This is a genomic window from Roseateles sp. P5_D6 (assembly GCF_054049415.1).
The window spans coordinates 117,451-135,341 of record NZ_JBFUMK010000012.1; the positions used below are offsets into that span (position 1 = coordinate 117,451).

The following is a 17,891-nucleotide window of genomic DNA, read 5'->3' on the forward strand; positions in this document are numbered from 1 at the left end:
CAGCGCCGACCAGTCCAATGCGCTGCCACCTCTCGACATCAATTCGAATGAAAACGTTCCCCGCGTTCTGGGGATCAGCGCAGCAGGCCCCGACATCACGAAGCCTACAGTGCAGTTCGCTCGCATCTTGGCTCGGTCGATTTCACTTTGAGCTTCACCTCGGTGAGTGCCCCGAGTTTGAACAGCCGACACAGTGGGTGTTGGATGTATTCGGGTTCAAATCAATAGGGGTGAGAACGATGTCCCAACTTCAGATGTTCCGCACAAGGTCTACGTTAAGCCCGGGCGCCACGTGGATTTTCAATGCCGTGATTTGCCTGGCTGCGATGGGGCCGGCGATTTCCGCAAGTGCTTCGGAAGTCAAGGTCACTGTTTTTGCAAACTACACGGCCGAAGATGGCAGCAATGGCGGCGTCGGCCCCGTCACTCATTCTTCAGTGAATGGCTCGGTGTCTGAAAAGATCAGCAGCGTATGGTCAGGCTCGGGCGGCTCGAGCGGCGCTACCGCAGACTACGGTGTACTCAAATCTTCAGCCATTGCCAGCGCGAGCCGTGGCAACATTTTCAATGGATTCGCGTCGGTGGGAAAGGCATATGCCGCCGCACACTGGAGTGACTCCGTCACAGTGGCTGGCGCAGGCTTGTCCGGCACCGGCTGGGCCAATATTCGTTTCTTCGTCGATCCCGCCTCAGGCAGCCTTCTCAACAGCGGCACGGCTGGTTTGGGGGGAAGCTTTGCTGGAACGGCTGCGGCTGACTTCGTTTTCAGCGCGGGTGGCGCCACTGTATTCAGCTTCAATGTTCAGGCGGCATTGACTCATCTGGGCACCGATCCAACATATACATTCACCCGCGTCAATGGCCTCGACTACACCGGGGATCTACGCGGATTCTGGGAGCTGAGCATTCCCGTTACGTTTGGTCAGGCGTTCGCCCTGGACGCCGGCATCGACACGACGGCTTATACGCTGGCGGGATCAAACTCCTCGGTCGATTCGTTCGCCAATTTCGGAAATTCAATCTATTGGGCCGGCATTACGTCCATTACTTTGGCGAATGGATCGACAACGACGGCGTTTTCGGCGCTGGGAAATACTGCTCACGACTGGAAGGTGTCAGCAGTTCCAGTCCCTGAGCCCAGCAGCGGATGGCTGCTGTGTTTCGGTCTGGGGACGCTCGCGGTGTTTCTTGCTTTCCGCAAGAAGGTTGTCCAGCCGCACAGCCCAAACCCGAACGCTGTCGGGCTTGAATCGCTGACCTGATTTAGCAACTCAGTTCAGCTGTAGTCCACGGCATTGCTCGCCCGTTGCGGGCTTTGCCCGTCGTCAGCCCGACGCGCTCGCCTCAACCTATCGTTGTGCCGGGATGGCATCGACCGGCAGCACGACATCTCCACACTGCGCCCTGTGACGAAGGGCATGGTCCATCAGCACCAGGGCCAGCATGGCTTCGGCGATGGGCGTGGCCCGGATGCCCACGCAAGGGTCGTGGCGGCCAAAGGTTTCCACCACGGAAGGATTGCCCGCGCGGTCGATGCTCGCTTTGGGGCTGCGAATCGAACTGGTCGGCTTGATCGCGATACTGGCGACGATGTCCTGGCCGGTGGAGATGCCGCCCAGCATGCCGCCCGAGTTGTTGCTGGCGAAGCCCAGCGGTGTCAGCTCGTCGCCATGCTCAGTGCCCTTCTGCGCGACAACGCCGAAGCCAGCGCCGATCTCGACGCCCTTGACGGCGTTGATGCCCATCAGCGCGTAGGCGATGTCGGCGTCGAGCTTGTCGAACAGCGGCTCGCCCAGGCCGACCGGCACGCCGGTGGCCTCGACGCGGATGCGTGCGCCGACCGAGTCACCAGCCTTGCGCAAGGCGTCCATATAGTCCTCCAGCGCGGCGATCTTGCTGGCGTTGGCGGCAAAGAAGGGGTTCTGGCCGACGTGCTGCCAGCCTTCGAAAGGAATCTCGATCTCGCCGAGCTGGGTCATGCAGCCGCGGAATTCGGTGCCATAAGCCTCCCGCAGCCATTTGCGGGCCACCGCGCCGGCGCCGACCATGGGCGCCGTCAACCGCGCCGACGCGCGGCCGCCGCCGCGCGGGTCGCGCACACCGTATTTGCGCCAATAGGTGTAGTCAGCGTGGCCGGGGCGGAAGGTGTCGAGGATGTTGCCGTAATCCTTGCTGCGCTGGTCGGTGTTCTCGATCAGCAGGCAGATTGGCGTGCCGGTCGTCACGCCCTCATAGACGCCGGACAGGATCTTGACCGCGTCGGGCTCGTTGCGCTGGGTCACGTGGCGGCTGGTGCCGGGGCGGCGGCGGTCCAGCTCGGGCTGGATGTCGGCCTCGCTGAGCGTCATGCCCGGCGGGCAGCCGTCGATGACGCAGCCGATGGCCGGACCGTGGCTTTCGCCGAAATTGGTGACGCGAAAGAGTTCGCCGAGGGTGCTACCGGACATGCCGCCATTCTAGGAGCCGTCCAAATGAAAAGCGGCCTGCAAAGGCCGCCTTCATGGACAACGAACCAAGTCGGCTCAGCCGGCCTTGGCAGGGTCCTCGATGGGCTCCTCGACCGGCCAGTCGCGGATATAGGCCTTGAGCATGCGGTTCTCGAAGTCCTGGCTGTCCACCACCGCCTTGGCCACGTCGTAGAACGAGATGACGCCCATCAGCGTCTTGCCGTTCATCACCGGCATGTAGCGCGCGTGGCGGCCCAGCATCATGCGGCGCACCTCGTCGATCTCTGTCTCGGGCGTGCAGGTCAGCGGCGCGTCGTCCATCACCGTGCGGACGATGGTCGTGCCCACCGTGCCCTGGTTCTTCACGATGGCCTGGATGACCTCGCGGAAGGTCAGCATGCCGACCAGGTCGCCATGCTCCATGACGACCAGCGAACCGATGTCGCGCTCTGCCATGACGGCCAGCGAATCCTTCAGCGGCTCGTCGGGCGTGACAGTGAACAAGGTGCCACCTTTGACACGCAGGATATCGACGACTTTCATAGGGGCCTCCATGCGAAAACTGCCAGTCAACATAGCACACAATGCCCGCGACTCCACCCCATAGAAAACACCATGCCGGGCTTCGACACCCTAGCTTTGCATGCCGGCGCCACGCCCGATCCGGGCACCGGCGCGCGGGCGACGCCGCTGCACCTGAGCACCTCCTTCGTCTTCGAGAACAGCGAGCACGCGGCGTCGCTGTTCAACATGGAGCGTTCGGGGCACGTCTACAGCCGGCTCTCCAACCCGACCACGGCGGTTTTCGAGGAGCGCATGGCGGCGCTGGACGGCGGCATCGGCGCGATCGCCACGGCCAGCGGCCAGGCGGCCCTTCACCTGGCCATCTGCACGCTGATGGGCGCAGGCAGCCACATCGTCGCCAGCACGGCGCTGTATGGCGGCAGCCACAACCTGCTGCACTACACGCTGCGCCGTTTCGGCATCGAGACGACCTTCGTCAACCCGCGCGACCTGGACGCCTGGCGCGCCGCCATCCGGCCCGAGACGCGACTGTTGTTTGGCGAGAGCCTGGGCAACCCGGGGCTGGACGTGCTGAACATCCCGGCCGTGTCGGCACTGGCGCACGAGGCCGGCCTGCCTCTGCTGGTGGACGCCACCTTCACGACGCCCTATCTGCAACGCCCGGCCGAGCTGGGCGCCGATCTCGTCTACCACTCGGCCACCAAATTCCTCTGCGGCCACGGCACGGTGGTTGGCGGCGTGCTGGTGGACGCTGGCTCCTTCGACTGGCAGGCCGCGCACGACCGCCATGGCCGATTCGAGACCTTGTGTGAACCGTATGACGGCTTCCACGGCATGGTGTTCGCTGAGGAAAGCACGGTCGGCGCCTTCCTGCTGCGCGCCCGCCGGGAGGGGCTGCGCGACTTCGGCGCCTGCATGAGCCCGCACACGGCCTGGCTGATGCTGCAAGGACTGGAGACGTTGCCGCTGCGCATGGCCCGGCATGTGGCCAATGCGCAGGCGGTGGCCGAGTTCCTGCAGGCACACGACCTCGTCGAGAAGGTGGCCTACCCCGGCCTGGCCTCCCACCCCGACCATGCGCTGGCGCGAAAGCTCATGCCACGCGGCGCTGGCGCGGTGTTCTCCTTCGACTTGAAGGGAACGCGGGAACAGGGCCGCGCCTTCATCGAGGCGCTCAAGCTCTTCTCCCACCTGGCCAACGTTGGCGACGCCAAGTCCCTGGTCATCCACCCGGCCAGCACGACCCACTTCCGCATGGATGACGCGGCGCTCAGGAGTGCCGGCATAGGCCCGGGCACCATCCGCCTGTCCGTCGGGCTGGAAGACCCGGCCGACCTCATCGACGACCTGAAGCGCGCGCTCAAGATGGCAGGCAAGGCATGAAGTTCATCGTCGACAACCAAGAGGCCTATGCGTACACGGGCGGCAAGGCGTTAGACCCCGCCCTGCCCTGCGTCGTCTTCATCCATGGCGCACAGAACGACCACAGCGTCTGGACCCTGCTGGCGCGCTGGTGTGCCCACCACGGCTACGGCGTGCTCGCCGTCGACCTGCCGGGCCATGGCCGCAGCGCTGGCACGCCTTTGAAGAGCGTCGAGGACATCGCCTCCTGGCTGCACCGTCTGCTCGACGCGGCCGGCGTGCAAAAGGCCACCCTCGTCGGCCACAGCATGGGCTCGCTGATCGCACTCGAAGCGGCCGAACGAGCGTCCACTCTCGTCATGGTCGGCACGGCCTACCCGATGAAGGTCTCGGAGGCTCTTTTGACGACGGCGCGCGACAAGCCCGAGGCCGCGATGGCCATGGTCACGGCCTTTTCGCATTCGCTGGCCAGCGCCAAGCCGGGCTACCCGGGCCCGGGCGCCTGGCTGCGCGGCGGCTCGATGGCGCTGATGCGCCGGCTGCAGGGGCGCCAGACGGAAGTCAATCTGTTCGAGAACGACTTCCAGGTCTGCGACCGCTATGCCGGCGGCGAGGCCGCGGCCGCTCGCGTGGCCTGCCCGGTGCATTTCATCCTCGGCACGCTGGACCAGATGACGTTGCCCAAGCAGAACGCCGTGCTCGGCGGCCTGCTCAAGCCGCGCATCCATACCGTGCCCGCCGGCCACGCGCTGATGGCCGAAGCACCGGACGCCGTGCTGGCCGCGCTGAGGGCGGCGCTTCAGCCCAGCTCGTAGGCTGCTTCGTCGGGCCGCCGCACGGCCCGGGCGTATTCGCCGGTGAAGCCCGGCCAGATCGCGATGATGCGGCCGCTGTCGTTGCGGTACCAGGAACTGCACCGGCTCCAGACCGAGTCGGCGAGCCTTTGCTGGACGTTGGCGTCCTGGGCTGCAAACGCTTCAGGGCGCACGTCTATCCATCGCTTGCCTGACTGCTTGACTCTGCGCATGCAGGCCAGCGCGTGCTGGACCTGCGGCTCGATGAAAAGCAGCGTCGAGGTATGGCCTGTGCCGGTGTTGGGGCCGAGTGTCAGGAAGAGGTTGGGAAAGCCCGGGACCGTCAGGCCGAAGTAGGCGCTGGGATTGACGCGCCAGGTCTCTTCCAGCGTGCGCCCGTCGAGACCTGTGATGGGCAGCTCCGCCAGGAGTTGCGTCGTGTCGAAGCCGGTGGCGCAGACCAGTGCGTCCAACTGGTGCTCCCGGCCGTCCAGGGTCAGCACGCCTCTTTCCGTCACGCCGGTGATGGCCTCCGTGACCAGCTCCGACTGCGGCAGCGCCAGCGCATGGAAGTAATCGTTGGAGTAGATGATGCGCTTGCATCCCAACGGATAGCGGGGTGTCAGTCGTTCGCGCAACCCAGCGTCGGGCACCTGGCGCCGCAGATGGCCGCGGGCCGTGGCCACCATGGCGCGCCGGGCCAGCGTGCCCTCGTCGAAGCCGCGCCGCCCCAGCTCCAGGAACTGCACCCAGGCATGGCGGGCCAGCGCGGCATAGGGCGGGAAGCGGGCCAGCCAGCGGTCGAGTGCGCCATAGCGCCGGTCCAGCCGCGGCATCACCCAGTTGGGCGTGCGCTGGAACAGCGTGAGCCGTGCCGCCGTGGGTGCCAGCGCCGGCACGAGCTGAGACGCCGTGGAGCCCGTGCCGATGACGCCGATGCGCTTGCCGCCCAAGTCCGCGTCGGCCGGCCAACGCGCCGAGTGCAGCAACTGCCCCTTGAAGGACGCCAGATCGGGGATGTCGGGCCAGCGCGGCCGGCTCAGCGGGCCGGTGCTGCAGACGAAGAAGCGCGCGCTCAAGGCGCTGCCATCGTCCAGGCTCAGCTGCCAGCGGCCGGCCTGTGCGTCGAAGCGCGCCTCGGTGATGGCCACGCCCAGACGCATGCGTGCCGCCAGGCCGTGCTGCTCGGCCAGGCGCTGCTGGTAGCGGTGAATCTCGGGCGCGTCGGCGAAGCGGTGCGTCCAATGAGGGTTGGGCGCAAAGCTGAAGCTGTAGGCCGGTGCCGGCACATCGACCTGGGCGCCGGGGTAGCGGTTGCTCCACCAGGTGCCGCCCAGCCCATGAGACTTCTCGACGATGAGGTAGTCATCGACGCCCGCGCGCTGCAGCTGGATGGCCATGCACAGCCCGGACATGCCCGCACCGAGGATGACAACCTCCAACTCGGTGGGCATGGCGCGCATCGGCGCATTATTGCGAGGGCATCCCCGCTTGCCGCTCGGGCGCAACCCGCGCTTGAATCAGCGCATGAGCACCGAACGCTTTTCTCGCTTCGCCGACTTCTACCCCTTCTACCTCAGCGAGCACGGCAACACCATCTGCCGCCGGCTGCACTTCGTCGGTTCGACCCTGGTGCTGGTCTGTCTGTGGCAGCTGTTCAGGACGGGCGCGCTGGTGTGGCTGCTTTACGGCCTGCTGTGCGGCTATGGCTTCGCCTGGGTCGGGCATTTCTTCTTCGAGAAGAACCGGCCGGCGACCTTCAAATATCCGCTTTACAGCTTCATCGGCGACTGGGTCATGTACGCCGACATCTGGCGCGGTCGCGTGAAGCTTTAGTTGCGCCAGGCCAGGCCGATGCCCACCGACGAGCCGGTGCGTTTCTCGACCAGCGGGCTGTCGGCGACGGGACCGAGGAGGCGGCTCGCGCCGGCATTGCCGTAGACGAGCCAATGCTTGGTCAGCGGCCGGATGAAGCCGACACCCACGTGCACATCGCGCAGGCCGGCACCGGGTTCGTAGGCGGGTTTGCCACTGGCCGCGACGGCCGACTCGGGCACGCCGAAATAGCTGCGCAGGTTTCGAGCGCTGGCGGCCGAGATGCCGAAGCCGCTGGTCCACTCCAGCGTCGGGCTGCGGTAGAACCGCCAGCCCAGGTCCGCGCCCAGCGTCGTGCCGCCTTGCCGGCCGAGCAGGTCCTGCGACAGCGTCGCGCCAATGGTCAGATCCTTGGTCAGGCTGTAGTTGGTATAGAAGCGCGCCCTCAGCGTGCGCCGGACGTCGGGCAGGCCCCGCGTGGTGCTGGCGTCGCCGCTGCTGCGGCCGCTGTCCATGCGCAGTGACACACCCACGCGCAGCTTGTCTGTGTCAATGAACTGGGTACTGGCACCGCCGGCCGCCTCCTCACGCCCGAAGCCCATCAGGCTGCCCGCGCCGGAAGTGCTGATGCGCACTCGGCCGAGCTTGAATGCCCACAAGGGCTTGATCTTGATGTCACGGCTGCTCGCGCCGTCGTACTCCGGCTGCGAGGCCACCGCGGCCCCCAGCAGATAGCGAGCTGACGGACTTTCCACCTCGGGCTGCTCGGCCTGCGCCAACGTCGCCACGGACAGAGCCAGGAGGGTAGTCAACGCGACTCTCATAGAGGCTAGCGTACCAGCCAGACCTGGCACCGCCTGTCAGCCAACGTGTAGTTCGCGTGTCAGCTCAGTCAGCATGTCGTCAACCATGGCATCCAGGTCGTACTGCAGCTTCCAGCCCCAATCGGCCTGGGCGGCTGCGTCGTCAATGCGTTGTGGCCAACTGGCTGCAATGGCCTGGCGGAAGTCGGGCACGCAGTCCATCGTGAACTCGGGCAGGCGGCGGCGGATGGAGGCGGCGATGCCTGCCGGCGTGAAGCTGACGCCGGCGAGGTTGTAGCTGCCGCGCTGCCTGACCTGGTCGGCCGGCGCGTTCATCAGCTCGATGGTGGCGCGCAGCGCATCGGGCATGTACATCATCGGCAGGGCCTGGTCTTCCTTCAGGAAGCAGGTGTAGCGGCCTTCCTTGATCGCCGAATGGAAGATCTCCACCGCGTAGTCCGTCGTGCCGCCGCCCGGGGGCGTCTTCCAGCTGATGAGGCCGGGGTAGCGCAGGCTGCGCACGTCCACGCCGTGCTTGGCGTGGTACCAGTCGCACCAGCGTTCGCCGGCGAGCTTGCTGATGCCATAGACCGTCGTCGGGTCCATCACCGTCGTCTGGGGCGTGTCCACCGCCGGCGTGTTGGGGCCGAAGGCCGCGATCGAACTGGGCCAGAAGATCTTGTCCAGCTTCTCGTGCCGGGCCAGCTCCAGCACATTGAGCAGGCCCTTCATGTTCAGGTCCCAGGCCCACATCGGGTGCTTCTCGCCGTTGGCCGACAGCGCCGCGGCCAGGTGGTAGATCTGCGTGATGTGGTGGCGCTTGACGACGGTGGCCAGGCCCCCCGCGTCGGTCACATCCAGCGCCTCGTGCTGGAGGCTGGGCACGCGGCCTTTGGGGCTGAGGTCGCTGGTGACGACGGCCTCATTGCCATGCAGCCTGGCCAGCTCCGTCGCCAGCTCGGTGCCGATCTGGCCATTCGCGCCAATGATGAGGATCTTCATTTGACGATCCCCAGCTCACGGCCAGCCTGCGTGAACGCAGCGACGGCCTTTTCCAGATGCTCGCGCTCATGCACGGCCGAGACCTGCACGCGGATGCGCGCCTGGCCCTTGGGCACGACGGGGAAGAAGAAGCCGACGGCATAGATGCCCAGCTCCAGGATGCGCTTGGAGAGCTCCTGGGCCTTCACCGCTTCGTAGACCATGATGGGCACGATGGGGTGGGTACCCGGCTTGATCTCGAAGCCCGCGGCCTGGATGGCCTCGCGGAAATAGGCGGTGTTGGCTTCCAGCTTGTCGCGCAGGGCCGTCGAGCCTTCCAGCAGGTCCAGCACGGCGAGAGACGCGCCGGCGATGCTCGGCGCCAGGGTGTTGCTGAACAGATAGGGGCGCGAGCGCTGGCGCAGCAGCTCGACGACTTCCTTGCGCGCGGCCGTGAAGCCGCCGGAAGCGCCACCCAGGGCCTTGCCGAAGGTGCCGGTGATGATGTCGATCTTGCCGAACACGCCGCGGTGTTCGGCCGTGCCGCGGCCGGTCTTGCCCATGAAGCCGCTGGCATGGCATTCATCGATGCCGAGCAGCGCGTCGTACTGGTCGCAAAGCGCGCGGATCTTGTCGAGCTGGGCGATGGTGCCGTCCATGGAGAAGACGCCGTCGGTGAAGACCAGCGTGAAGCGGGCGCCCTTCTCCTTGGCTTCCTTCAGGCAGCGCTCGAGGTCGTCGAGGTTGTTGTGCTCATAGCGGTAGCGCTGGGCCTTGCACAGGCGGATGCCGTCGATGATGGAGGCGTGGTTCAGCGCGTCGCTGATGATGGCGTCCTGCTCGCCCAGCAGGGGCTCGAAGAGGCCGCCGTTGGCGTCGAAGGCCGCGGCGTAGAGGATGGCGTCCTCACAGCCGACGAAGCGGGCGATGCGGCCCTCCAATTCCTTGTGCAGGTCCTGCGTGCCGCAGATGAAGCGCACCGAAGACAGCCCGAAGCCATGCGTGCGCAGGGCTTCATGCGCGGCCTCGATGACCTTGGGATGCGACGACAAGCCCAGGTAGTTGTTGGCGCAAAGGTTGATGACTTCGCGGCCGTCGGCCGTCTTCACGACGGCGCCCTGGGGCGTCGTGATGATGCGCTCGGACTTGAACAGCCCGGCGGCGCGGATGCTGTCCAACTCGGTCTGCAGGTGTTGATAGAAGGCCTGGCTCATGGCGCTGCTCCTGATGCACAATCCGGTTTAGTGAACTTGTTCGATATATCGAACTTTTGTGCAGTATCTGAAAATCATCTATCCAGGTCAAGCATGAACATGGACAACACCGAACCGCCCCGCGTCGGCGCCGCCCTGCAGGCGCTGCGCAGCAGCCGTGGCCTGTCGTTGGATGATCTCTCCAAGCGGGCCGGCGTGAGTAAGTCGATGTTGTCGCAGATCGAGCGCAACCAGGCCAATCCCACGGTGGCCGTGGTGTGGCGGCTGGCCAATGCGCTGGGCGTGGACATGGGTGAGTTGCTGGGCGGCGAGCGCGCAGCGACGCCTGCCATCGAGACCGTGCCGGCCCACGCGACGCCGGGCCTGACCAGCCCGGACGGGCTTTGCAAGCTGCGCATCCTCGGCCCCATCGAGCTGGCGGGCCAGTTCGAGTGGTACGAGCTGAATATCCAACCCGGCGGCGTGCTGGACAGCCAGGCCCACGAGCCGGGTTCGCGCGAGCACCTGAGCGTGCTGACGGGCAGCCTGGAGGTCAGCGCCCAGGGCATGACCAACAGGCTCAAGGCCGGCGAGACGGCGCGTTATGCGGTGGACGGCCCGCATGCCATCCGCAACGTGGGCAAGTCGGCGGCGACCGCACTTTTGGTGGTGCTCCACCCGTAGACTCCGGCGGGTTCAACCAAGGAGCCCGCCGATGCTGCAACGTCGTTCCGCCCTGGCCGCGCTGGCCGCCCTGCCCTTTGCCGCCCGCGCCGATGACAAGCCCATTCGCCTCCTCGTCGGCTTTCCGGCCGGCGGCGGCACCGACGCGATTGCGCGATTGCTGGGTGAGGCCTTGCAGGCGTCATTGGGCACGCCGGTCATCGTCGAGAACAAGCCCGGCGCCGGCGGCCAGATCGCGGCCCAGGCGCTGAAGGCCGCGGCACCCGACGGTACGACCTTCTTCGTCAGYCACGACCACACCATCTCCATCCTGCCGCTGGTGCTGAAGAACCCGGGTTTCGACCCGGCCAAGGACTTCGTGCCGGTGGCGGGCTTTGCGACCTTTGCCAACGCGCTGGCGCTGTCAGGCGGCACGCCGGCTTCAAGCCTGCCTGAATACCTGGCCTGGGTGAAGAAGCAAGGTGGCCAGGGCAGCGTGGGCGTGCCGGCCCCGGCCTCGGTGCCGGAATTCCTCGTCAAGCTGCTCGGCGAGAAGAATGGCCTGAACCTGCTGGCCGTGCCCTACCGCGGCAGCGCGCCGATGATTGCCGACATGCTGGGCAACCAGATCAGCGCCGGCGTCGGCTCGGTACCCGACCTCATCACCAACCACCAGCAGAAGAAGCTGCGCATCGTCGCCGTCATGGGCCAGCAGCGCCAGGGCGTGTTGCCGGAGGTGCCGACCTTTGCGGAACTGGGCGTCGCGGGCTTCGAGGATCTGCCCTATTACGGCCTGTTCGCACCGGCGGGCACCGCGCCGGCCGTCGTCGAGCGCTTCTCGAATGCGCTGGCCGGCGTCATCAATCAGCCGGTCGTGAAGGCGCGATTGACCGAGCTCGGCCTGTCGGTGGCCATGATGAGCTCGGCCCAGCTCGCCACCCGCGAGCGCGCCTACTCGGCGGCCTGGGCCAAGATCATCAAGGTCGGGGGCTTCCAGCCTCAGTGAGCAGCAGGCGGTCGAGGGTCAATTTCGACCATTCACCCTGCGCCCACAGATTGGCCAGCAGCCCCTGGCGCTCGGCCAGGAAGGCGCTCAGCAGAGGTTCGGCCAGCGCCTTCTCGGGCGTGCACAGCAGCACCAGGCGCTGGGCGCCCTCTTCTTCCAGCCGGCCGATCCAGTCCAGGGCCAGCAGCTTGTCGATGACGGGGCTGAGCTGCAACGGGTCGACGCGCAGCGCGCTGGCCAGGGCCAGATAGGACAGGCCCTGCTGGCCGGCCTCGCGCACGCGCCAGAGTTCGCGCAGCACCTCCAGCGCCAGCGCCATGGGCTGGCCGGGCGAGTCGGGGCGCAGATGCAGCCGACCCGTCAGGCTGGGCGTGTTGGCCGCCAGGATGGCGCCCAGCAGCACGATGACCCAGCCCAGGTAGATCCAGATCAGGAAGATGGGCACGGTCGCGAAAGCACCATACAGCGTCGAATAGGTCGGCACCTGCTTCACATACCAGGCCAGCAGACCCTTGGCCAGCGAGAAGCCCAGCGACACGAAGGCGCCGCCGATCAGGGCATGGCGCCAGCGCACATGGGTGTTGGGCACGTAATGGAAGAGCCCGGCCATCGCCAGGCCGAACAGCACCACGTCGGCGCTGCCCAGGACCGTGGACATGCTCGCCGGCATGGCCGTGAGATAACCCTGGCCGACGCTGATGGCATAGCTGGTCAGCGTCAGGCTGCCGCCGAGCAGCAGCGGGCCCAGCGTCAACGCGGCCCAGTAGACCAGCACGCGCTGGGCCATGGGCCGCGGGCGCTTCACGCGCCAGATCGCATTCAGCGTGCGGTCGATGGTCAGCATCAGGGCCAGCGCCGTGATGCCCAGAAAGATCAGGCCCACGACACCCAGCTTGTTGGCCTTGGCGGCGAACTGCGTCAGCGAGGCCAGCACCGGCTTGGCGATGTTGGGCGGGATCAAGCTCTTCAGGAAGTACTGCTCCAGCGCGGACTGGAAGCTGGAGAACATCGGGAAGGCCGTGAAGATGGCCAGCATCACGGTCAGCAGCGGCACCAGCGAGATCAGCGTCGTGAAGGTCAGGCTGCCTGCGGTGAGACCAAGCTTTTCCTCGCGGAAGCGCTGGCGGAAGGTGTGCAGGGTCTGCAGCCAGGGCCAGGCCAGCAGCTCGGTGATGAAGTCGCTGGCGAAGGCGATGGGGTTGTGGGCCAGCGGTGCGTCCGGGTTGTCGGCATTGGCGGGCGCGGCGGGCGGAACGGGCGGAATCGGCGGAATCGGCGTCATGGACATGGCTTCTATGATGCCGCAGCTATGTCCCCTGCCCTTGAAAGAACCGAACCCACAGCCGTCGAACGGCTGACGCGCAATCTGGCGCTGGCTGCCACCGTCGCGCTGATCCTGCTGTGCCTGGCCTGGGAACTGTGGCTCGCGCCGACCGGCCGCGGCACGCTGGCCGTGAAGGCGCTGCCGCTGCTGGCGGCACCCGTCGGCCTGTGGCGCTACCGCATGTACACCTACCGCTGGCTGGCCCTGGCCATCTGGCTCTATGTGATGGAGGGCCTGGTGCGCTCGACCAGCGAAGGCGGCCTCGGGCAATGGCTGGCGCTGGGTGAAGTGCTGCTGGGCGTCGTCATCTTCACGGCCTGCACGGCCCAGATCCGCCAGCGACTGGCGGCGGCCAAAACCACATGAACGCCTTTCTCGCTGCGCTGCGTGAACAGCTTGGCGAGGCGGGCCTGCTGGTGGGTGGCGACCTGGCGGCCTATGAGAACGACTGGCGCAAGCGCTATGCCGGCAAGGCCCTGGCCGTCGCGCGGCCGGCATCGACCGAGGAAGTCGCGGCAGTGATGCGCCTATGCCACGAGCACCGCGTGCCGGTCGTGCCGCAGGGCGGCAATACCGGTCTGGTGGGCGGCTCGACGCCGGACGACAGCGGCCAACAACTCCTGCTGAGCCTGACGCGCATGAAGCGCGTTCGCGGCATCGACCTCGCCAACGCCAGCCTGACGGTGGAGGCCGGCTGCGTGCTGGCCGAGATCCAAACCGCCGCGGCTGGAGCCGGAATGCTCTTTCCGCTCAGCCTCGCGGCCGAGGGTTCGTGCACGCTCGGCGGCAACCTGGCGACGAATGCCGGAGGCACGCAGGTGCTGCGTTATGGCAATGCGCGCGAACTCTGCCTCGGCCTCGAGGTTGTCACCGTGGCCGGCGAGATCTGGCATGGGCTGTCGGGGCTGCGCAAGGACAACACCGGCTACGACCTGCGCGACCTTTTCATCGGCAGCGAGGGCACGCTGGGCGTCATCACCGCGGCGACGATGAAGCTGTATCCGCAGCCGAAGGAGCGCCTGACCGCGCTGGCGGCCTGTGCCTCGCTGGACGATGCCGTCGCCTTGCTCGGCCTGGCGCGCGAGCGCGCCGGCGATGCGCTGACCGGCTTCGAAGTGATGAACCGCGCCTCGCTCGCCCTTGTTGCGCGCGAGCTGCCGCAATTGCCCCAGCCCTTGCCGGCCGCGGCATGGACCGTGCTGCTGGAGTTGTCCGACGCCGAAAGCGCCGAGCATGCACGCAGCGTCTTCGAAGGTCTGCTTGAAACCGCGCTCGAAGGCGGCTGCGCGCAGGACGCGGCCATTGCCCAGAACATCCAGCAGGCCAAGGCCTTCTGGCATCTACGCGAATCCATTCCGCTGGCCCAGGCCCAGGCGGGGCTGAACATCAAGCATGACATCTCGTTGCCGGTGTCCGCCATTCCCGGCTTCGTCGCCGAGATGGATGCGGTGCTGGCGGCTTATCTGCCCGGCATCGAGGTCATCGACTTCGGCCATCTGGGCGATGGCAATCTGCACTACAACGTGCAGGCGCCGGCCGGCGTGTCGCCGGTGGAGTTCCTGGCCGCGCATGAGGCGGCCATCAACGAGTTGGTCTATGACGCCGTTCAGCAGCGCGGCGGCTCGATCTCGGCCGAGCATGGCATTGGCCGGCTCAAGCGCGACGAGCTGGCTCAGCGCAAGGATCCGACAGCCCTGGCGCTGATGCGGGCGATCAAGCGGGCTCTCGACCCGCTTGACCTCCTCAACCCTGGGCGGCTGGTGTAACGGCCACGCGGCGGCCGGTCACGAAACGGCCGGCCTTGACGATCAGGCGGAACACGAACCGCACCATCACCAGCGCCAGCACCGCTTCGATCAGCGTCAGCACGAAGGCGCCGACCAGCGTGAACCGCGGCACGCGGCGATGGAACTTGGCCAGCGCATGGTCACGGGCCAGCTCGATGCTGTCGTAGAAGGTCGGCACGATGAGCAGCGTCAGCAGCGTCGACGTGATGGTGCCACCGATGATGGCCACGGCCATCGGGCGGTAGAACTCGCCGCCTTCGCCGATGCCGATGGCGACCGGCATCATGCCGGCGATCAGCGCCAGCGTCGTCATCAGGATGGGACGGAAGCGCTTGCGGCCTGCGTGCATCAGCGCTTCTTCGCGATCGATGCCAGCCTTCTCCTCCTGGCGCGTCGCGTCCAGCAGCAGGATGGCGTTCTTGGCCACCAGGCCCATCAGCATGATGACGCCGATCAGGCTCATCAGGTTCAGCGTGCCGCGCGTCAGGATCAGCGCCAGCACGACGCCGATCAGGCTCAGCGGCAGCGACAGCATCACGGCGAACGGCGCCGTGAAGCTGTTGAACTGGATGACGAGCACGAAATACATCAGCGCGATACCGGACAGCAGCGCCGTGATCATGGCCGTGAAAACAACCTGCTGGTCACGTGCCGCACCGGCCAGCTCGATGCCGAAGCCGGGCGGGAAGTCGATCTTCTCGGCCAGCTTCTTGGCTTCGGCGGTGATCTCGCCGGACGAGCGGCCCTGGGCATTGGCGCTGACCGTGATGGTGCGCTTGCCGTCGCCGTRCTGGATCTGGCCCGGGCCCTTGCCCATGGTGACGGTGGCGATCTGGTCCAGCGGCACCATGCGGTTGGTGCCGGTCACCGCGATCGGCAGGCGCTCGATGTTGGCGGCGTCGACGCGGTCGCTCGGGTGCAGGCGGATGGACACGTCGCGGGCCTCGCCGGTCGGGTCGATCCAGTCACCGGCCTCGACACCGGCGAAGGCGACGCGCAGCGCCTGGGCGGCGTCGTTGACCGAGATGCCCATCTGGTTGGCCAGGCTGCGGTCGAGCTCGATCTGCAGCTCGTTCTGCGGGTCCTGCTCGGAGTAGCCGATGTCGACCGCACCCTTGATGCCCGCCATGGTCTTCTGGAAGTCCTGCGTGATCTGCTGCAGTCGGCGCGTGTCGGTGCCGTAGAAGCGGATCTGCACGGGCTTCTGGGCGCCGTTGTTCAGGTCGTCGAGCACGACGTACTCGGCGCCAACCAGGCGGGCGACCTTCTCGCGCAGCTCCTTGGCGACGTCGGCGGCCGAGCGCTGGCGCTCGGTGCTCTTGCCAATGTCGACGTAGATGCGCCCGCCGCTGGCGTTGGGATAGGAGGTCGTCGCCTTGGTTTCCTTCATCGTCGAGGCCAGGGCAGCGGCCGCGTCGAGCTTGAGCTTGGAATAGTCGAGGCTGCTGGAGGCGGGGCTGCGCACCTCGATGGCCAGGAAGCCGGCATCGGCCTGCGGCAGGAAGCTGGAGCCGCCGAACGTCATCTGCAGGAAGATGGCGCCGACGAGGCTGAGGACCGCGAAGGCCGTCATCCAGCGGCGGTGGTGCAACGCCCAGGCGATGACATGGCCATAGCCGTTGGCCACGCCGTCGAACCAGTGATTGAAGCGCTCCAGCAGCCGGCCGAACCCCTTCTTGGGCTGCTCGTGGTAGCCCACGGGGTCGCCCCAATAGGCCGACAGCATCGGGTCGAGCGTGAAGCTGATGATGAGCGATACGACGACCGAGGCCACGACGGTCAGCGCGAAGGGCTTGAACCACTGGCCGGGGCCGTTGCCCATGAAGGCGACCGGCACGAAGACCGCGACGATGGCGAAGGTGGTGGCGGCGACGGCCAGGCCGATCTCGGCGGTGCCCTCGCGCGCCGCGGTGACGCGGTCGCTGCCGCGCTCCATATGGCGGACGATGTTCTCCCGCACGACGATGGCGTCGTCGATGAGCACGCCGATGGCCAGTGACAGGCCCAGCAGGCTCATGAAGTTCAGCGAGAAGCCCATCAGCCAGACGGCGATGAAGGCGGCCAGCACGGACGTGGGCAGCGACAGCGCGGTGATCAGCGTCGAGCGCCAGCTGTTCAGGAAGGCGTAGACGACGAAGATGGTCAGTGCGGCGCCAAACACCAGCGCATCGGTGACGTTGTGCAGGCTGTTCTCGGCATCCTTGCCGCCGTCCTGGGTGATCTCGAGCGTCGTGCCCTTGGGCAGTTCCTTCTCGATTTCCTTCAGCAGCGTGCGCGCGCCGTTGGCCACGCTGACGGTGGAGGCATCGCGTGAGCGCGTGATGGAGATGCCGACGTTGGGTCGGCCGTTGCGCAGCGAGTAGCCGGTCATCTCGGCGAAGCCGTCCTGCACCTCGGCCACCTGGCCCAGGCGCACGACGGTGCCACCGCCGGTGCCACCTGTGCGCTTGATGATCATCTGCTCGAACTCGGCCGGCGACTCGAGGCGACCGAGCAGGCGGATGCTCTGGTCTTCCAGCGCGCCACGCACCTTGCCGACTGGGGCGGTGGTGTTCTGCGCGCGCACGGCATTCAGCACCTCGGTGACGGAGACGCCGAACTCGCGCAGCTTCTCGGCGTGCAGCAGGATGGACAACTCGCGCTTGAGCGAGCCGTTGACACCCACCGTCGACACGCCCGAGATGCCGCGAAAGCGCTCGGCGAGCTTGTCCTCGGCCAGGCGGCTGAGCTGGGCGTGCGTCAGCGTCGTGCTGGACAGCGACAGCTGCAGGATGGGCTGAGCGCCGGGGTCGGCCCGCGTGATGATGGGTTCGCGGATTTCAGTGGGCAGCTTGTAGCGCACCGAGGCGATGGCGTTGCGAACCTCATCGGCGGCCTCGATCATGTTCTTCGAGAAGTCGAAGACCAGCACGAGGGTGGCGCTGCCCTCGCGCGACGTGGAGTTGGAGCGGTCCACGCCGGAGATGCTCTGCAGCGCTTTCTCGATACGGTTGACGACTTCGCGCTCCACCGTCTCGGGCGACGCGCCCGGATAGGGAATGTTGATGACGAGCACCGGCGGCTCGACCTCGGGGAACTGGTTGACCTTGAGCTTGGACAGCGCCAGCAGGCCCACCAGCATCAGCCCGATGACCATGACGACGGTCGCGACGGGCTTGCTGATGCTGAAGTTGGAGAGAAACATCGAGGTC

16 protein-coding genes are annotated in these 17,891 nt (G+C 66.7%); 8 read left to right on the top strand and 8 right to left on the bottom strand.

The window, feature by feature from the left end; all coding sequences use genetic code 11:
* Nucleotides 1–47 precede the first annotated feature (47 nt).
* A complete protein-coding gene (locus ACXJKM_RS17585) occupies nucleotides 48–1,262 on the top strand; it encodes a PEP-CTERM sorting domain-containing protein (RefSeq protein ID WP_457354051.1) in 1,215 nt (404 codons plus the stop codon).
* An 87-nt stretch (nucleotides 1,263–1,349) separates the two neighbouring features.
* Here ACXJKM_RS17585 and aroC read toward each other — a convergent pair whose 3' ends face one another.
* Nucleotides 1,350–2,447: a chorismate synthase gene (gene aroC / locus ACXJKM_RS17590; RefSeq protein ID WP_056196966.1), complete on the bottom strand. Its 1,098-nt coding sequence runs from the start codon at nucleotides 2,445–2,447 to the stop codon at nucleotides 1,350–1,352.
* A gap of 75 nt (nucleotides 2,448–2,522) precedes the next feature.
* Entirely contained in the window at nucleotides 2,523–2,990 is a 468-nt protein-coding gene (locus ACXJKM_RS17595) for a CBS domain-containing protein (protein WP_056196964.1), read from the bottom strand.
* Between the two features lie 72 nt (nucleotides 2,991–3,062).
* Here ACXJKM_RS17595 and ACXJKM_RS17600 point away from each other — a divergent pair, with 72 nt between their 5' ends.
* Together ACXJKM_RS17600 and ACXJKM_RS17605 are read left to right on the top strand one after the other, a co-directional pair.
* Entirely contained in the window at nucleotides 3,063–4,355 is a 1,293-nt protein-coding gene (locus ACXJKM_RS17600; RefSeq protein ID WP_457354054.1) for an O-acetylhomoserine aminocarboxypropyltransferase, read from the top strand.
* On the top strand, nucleotides 4,352–5,149 hold the full coding sequence (locus tag ACXJKM_RS17605; RefSeq protein ID WP_457354056.1) for an alpha/beta fold hydrolase: 798 nt from the start codon (nucleotides 4,352–4,354) through the stop codon (nucleotides 5,147–5,149). The genes ACXJKM_RS17600 and ACXJKM_RS17605 overlap by 4 nt, the downstream gene beginning before the upstream one ends.
* On the opposite strand, the gene ACXJKM_RS17610 is transcribed toward ACXJKM_RS17605, so the two are convergent.
* Complete coding sequence (locus tag ACXJKM_RS17610) at nucleotides 5,134–6,591, bottom strand: flavin-containing monooxygenase (protein ID WP_457354058.1); 1,458 nt, start codon at nucleotides 6,589–6,591, stop codon at nucleotides 5,134–5,136. The genes ACXJKM_RS17605 and ACXJKM_RS17610 overlap by 16 nt on opposite strands.
* Before the next feature lie 64 nt (nucleotides 6,592–6,655).
* Here ACXJKM_RS17610 and ACXJKM_RS17615 point away from each other — a divergent pair, with 64 nt between their 5' ends.
* Nucleotides 6,656–6,964 carry an Mpo1-like protein gene (locus tag ACXJKM_RS17615; protein WP_057299593.1) on the top strand — a complete coding sequence of 103 codons (309 nt, stop codon included), beginning with the start codon at nucleotides 6,656–6,658 and terminating at the stop codon, nucleotides 6,962–6,964.
* Here ACXJKM_RS17615 and ACXJKM_RS17620 read toward each other — a convergent pair.
* From ACXJKM_RS17620 to kbl, 3 genes are read right to left on the bottom strand one after another with little or no spacing between them, the layout of a single operon-like run.
* Nucleotides 6,961–7,755: a MipA/OmpV family protein gene (locus ACXJKM_RS17620; protein ID WP_162247778.1), complete on the bottom strand. Its 795-nt coding sequence runs from the start codon at nucleotides 7,753–7,755 to the stop codon at nucleotides 6,961–6,963. The two genes, ACXJKM_RS17615 and ACXJKM_RS17620, sit on opposite strands and share 4 nt — an antisense overlap.
* Before the next feature lie 48 nt (nucleotides 7,756–7,803).
* Nucleotides 7,804–8,748, bottom strand: a complete 945-nt coding sequence (locus ACXJKM_RS17625; protein ID WP_457354061.1) for an NAD-dependent epimerase/dehydratase family protein — start codon at nucleotides 8,746–8,748, stop codon at nucleotides 7,804–7,806.
* Complete coding sequence (kbl, locus tag ACXJKM_RS17630; protein WP_457354063.1) at nucleotides 8,745–9,941, bottom strand: glycine C-acetyltransferase; 1,197 nt, start codon at nucleotides 9,939–9,941, stop codon at nucleotides 8,745–8,747. The genes ACXJKM_RS17625 and kbl overlap by 4 nt, the downstream gene beginning before the upstream one ends.
* 93 nt (nucleotides 9,942–10,034) lie before the next feature.
* Between kbl and ACXJKM_RS17635 the strand changes: the two genes are divergently transcribed.
* Together ACXJKM_RS17635 and ACXJKM_RS17640 are read left to right on the top strand one after the other, a co-directional pair.
* Nucleotides 10,035–10,604, top strand: coding sequence for a helix-turn-helix domain-containing protein (locus tag ACXJKM_RS17635; protein WP_457354065.1), 570 nt, complete (start codon nucleotides 10,035–10,037; stop codon nucleotides 10,602–10,604).
* A 31-nt stretch (nucleotides 10,605–10,635) separates the two neighbouring features.
* A complete protein-coding gene (locus ACXJKM_RS17640) occupies nucleotides 10,636–11,589 on the top strand; it encodes a Bug family tripartite tricarboxylate transporter substrate binding protein (RefSeq protein ID WP_457354067.1) in 954 nt (317 codons plus the stop codon).
* On the opposite strand, the gene ACXJKM_RS17645 is transcribed toward ACXJKM_RS17640, so the two are convergent.
* Entirely contained in the window at nucleotides 11,561–12,871 is a 1,311-nt protein-coding gene (locus ACXJKM_RS17645) for a YihY family inner membrane protein (RefSeq protein ID WP_457354069.1), read from the bottom strand. The genes ACXJKM_RS17640 and ACXJKM_RS17645 overlap by 29 nt on opposite strands.
* 27 nt (nucleotides 12,872–12,898) lie before the next feature.
* On the opposite strand from ACXJKM_RS17645, the gene ACXJKM_RS17650 reads away from it, so the two are divergent.
* Nucleotides 12,899–13,279, top strand: coding sequence for a DUF2069 domain-containing protein (locus ACXJKM_RS17650; RefSeq protein ID WP_457354071.1), 381 nt, complete (start codon nucleotides 12,899–12,901; stop codon nucleotides 13,277–13,279).
* The gene (locus ACXJKM_RS17655; protein ID WP_457354072.1) at nucleotides 13,276–14,679 is read left to right on the top strand and encodes an FAD-binding oxidoreductase; all 1,404 of its coding nucleotides are present in this window, start codon (nucleotides 13,276–13,278) and stop codon (nucleotides 14,677–14,679) included. The genes ACXJKM_RS17650 and ACXJKM_RS17655 overlap by 4 nt, the downstream gene beginning before the upstream one ends.
* On the opposite strand, the gene ACXJKM_RS17660 is transcribed toward ACXJKM_RS17655, so the two are convergent.
* Nucleotides 14,657–17,884: an efflux RND transporter permease subunit gene (locus ACXJKM_RS17660; RefSeq protein WP_457354074.1), complete on the bottom strand. Its 3,228-nt coding sequence runs from the start codon at nucleotides 17,882–17,884 to the stop codon at nucleotides 14,657–14,659. The genes ACXJKM_RS17655 and ACXJKM_RS17660 overlap by 23 nt on opposite strands.
* Nucleotides 17,885–17,891: the final 7 nt, after the last annotated feature.

What these genes read in the sequence shown, in the direction of transcription:
- ACXJKM_RS17585 (WP_457354051.1), top strand. Translation starts at nt 48, where the DNA reads ATGAAAACGTTCCCCGCGTTCTGGGGATCAGCGCAGCAGGCCCCGACA.
- aroC (WP_056196966.1), bottom strand. Translation starts at nt 2,447, where the DNA reads ATGTCCGGTAGCACCCTCGGCGAACTCTTTCGCGTCACCAATTTCGGC.
- ACXJKM_RS17595 (WP_056196964.1), bottom strand. Translation starts at nt 2,990, where the DNA reads ATGAAAGTCGTCGATATCCTGCGTGTCAAAGGTGGCACCTTGTTCACT.
- ACXJKM_RS17600 (WP_457354054.1), top strand. Translation starts at nt 3,063, where the DNA reads ATGCCGGGCTTCGACACCCTAGCTTTGCATGCCGGCGCCACGCCCGAT.
- ACXJKM_RS17605 (WP_457354056.1), top strand. Translation starts at nt 4,352, where the DNA reads ATGAAGTTCATCGTCGACAACCAAGAGGCCTATGCGTACACGGGCGGC.
- ACXJKM_RS17610 (WP_457354058.1), bottom strand. Translation starts at nt 6,591, where the DNA reads ATGCGCGCCATGCCCACCGAGTTGGAGGTTGTCATCCTCGGTGCGGGC.
- ACXJKM_RS17615 (WP_057299593.1), top strand. Translation starts at nt 6,656, where the DNA reads ATGAGCACCGAACGCTTTTCTCGCTTCGCCGACTTCTACCCCTTCTAC.
- ACXJKM_RS17625 (WP_457354061.1), bottom strand. Translation starts at nt 8,748, where the DNA reads ATGAAGATCCTCATCATTGGCGCGAATGGCCAGATCGGCACCGAGCTG.
- kbl (WP_457354063.1), bottom strand. Translation starts at nt 9,941, where the DNA reads ATGAGCCAGGCCTTCTATCAACACCTGCAGACCGAGTTGGACAGCATC.
- ACXJKM_RS17635 (WP_457354065.1), top strand. Translation starts at nt 10,035, where the DNA reads ATGAACATGGACAACACCGAACCGCCCCGCGTCGGCGCCGCCCTGCAG.
- ACXJKM_RS17645 (WP_457354069.1), bottom strand. Translation starts at nt 12,871, where the DNA reads ATGACGCCGATTCCGCCGATTCCGCCCGTTCCGCCCGCCGCGCCCGCC.
- ACXJKM_RS17650 (WP_457354071.1), top strand. Translation starts at nt 12,899, where the DNA reads ATGTCCCCTGCCCTTGAAAGAACCGAACCCACAGCCGTCGAACGGCTG.
- ACXJKM_RS17655 (WP_457354072.1), top strand. Translation starts at nt 13,276, where the DNA reads ATGAACGCCTTTCTCGCTGCGCTGCGTGAACAGCTTGGCGAGGCGGGC.